The following is a 1,406-nucleotide window of genomic DNA, read 5'->3' on the forward strand; positions in this document are numbered from 1 at the left end:
GGGAACTTTCTTTCTGGGGGCCGGCACAGGCGGCCACGCCCCTCCTCTATAGACGCGTTGGCACTCGATAGATAGGAATGCCAGAATTAATTCTCGTGTATGCCCCAAACAATCGAACGAAATAATTTCGAGCCTCGCAGAATTTATTTGCGTTGGCGGAAAACTTTCTGCCGCCTTGAATTTCACGGACATCGATTTGTTATTTAAAAGCCAAAAAGAAAAGGCGCCGAGACCTTGTTTGCAACGCAATTGAGGCGCATATGTAAAGCTCGTTGATTTGGTAGAGTTGGCTTTGTGTCAGAGTCCTGCGATTCACCACCAATTCTCGAAAACGAGTGCATGAGCCGATCCGGCGCACATTTCGTCCCGCTCGAACCCTGGAATGAAACCGACGCTGACCACGGATATACTGGCAGCGTCGGGCATCGCTCCGGCGGTTCGAGTGGGAATGATACGGAAAGGCGTCGTGCGTTTCCGCGGGAAGCCGCAACTGATGACCAGCCGCACCACATCTTCAATCGTTCGCTTCAGGGCGGCGTTTTCGCTGCCTGGCTTCGATACGCCGCAACCACCTGGAGCGTATCGCGTCGATCAAGACGAGGAAGCTCTCGAAGGGGCTTCGCTGATCGCATGGCGCCGCGTGGCCACCTTCATTCACCTGCCGGCGATCTCCGCCGTCGGAGCCACGCAGCAGATGGTGCCGATCGAACCGGCATCGCTTGAAGCCGCACTGGAGCAGGACCAGAGACAATGATGAAAACCACAACCCTGATGCAACGCAACCCACGCCCGATCCGCCGCGAAGCCGCAACGCATCTGTTTGCCGTCGGACAGGCTGTCCGGCTGAAGGGCGGCTTTGGCACGTTTCCACAGACCGCGGAAATCTACCGCATCAGGGCCACGCTCCCTGCGAGGGGAGATTCGCTGCAATACCGCATCCGCAGCGACGGCGAACGTCATGAACGGGTGGCGACCCAGGACAGTCTCGAACCGGTCGCCACGTCGCCCAGTGACATCATAACACTCTCTGAAAGGACGTTCGCACATGTCAAAGGGACAGAAACGCTCGAGCCGGGAAATCAGGAAGCCGAAGCTGGAAAAGGCACTGCCTAAGCCTGAAAGCGTGTTCGGTGCCCAGACCAGGCTTACCGCCAAGATCAGCGCCCCGCGCGGCAAAGGCAAGAACTGACACGGCGAGACGGGACGGCGATGAAGATCGTGATCGAATTCTATCGCACCCGCGAAGCGGACGATGCGCATGCCGTGCTCGGCCGCGAGACGGCGGAAGCCGCCGACCTCGAAGATGCGATCGAAATCGCCAGGCTTTTGGCTGGGACCCTGAACATGCCACAGCGGCCGGACGCCATGACGATCGCCGACACGAATGGCGCAACGCTCTATTCGGG

The 1,406-nt window shown here is 58.4% G+C and carries 3 protein-coding genes; all 3 read left to right on the top strand.

Annotation, left to right across the window (positions count from 1 at the left end):
- The first annotated feature begins 493 nt into the window (after positions 1-493).
- Positions 494-754: a hypothetical protein gene (locus EN991_RS36255; RefSeq protein ID WP_024505332.1), complete on the top strand. Its 261-nt coding sequence runs from the start codon at positions 494-496 to the stop codon at positions 752-754.
- Positions 754-1,113, top strand: coding sequence for a hypothetical protein (locus tag EN991_RS36260; protein ID WP_064994922.1), 360 nt, complete (start codon positions 754-756; stop codon positions 1,111-1,113). The genes EN991_RS36255 and EN991_RS36260 overlap by 1 nt, the downstream gene beginning before the upstream one ends.
- A gap of 96 nt (positions 1,114-1,209) precedes the next feature.
- Positions 1,210-1,406: hypothetical protein (locus EN991_RS36265; RefSeq protein WP_127370520.1), on the top strand; the 197-nt coding region annotated here is incomplete at its 3' end.

Source organism: Mesorhizobium sp. M7A.F.Ca.US.005.03.2.1, from assembly GCF_003997795.1.
Lineage (GTDB): Bacteria > Pseudomonadota > Alphaproteobacteria > Rhizobiales > Rhizobiaceae > Mesorhizobium > Mesorhizobium ciceri.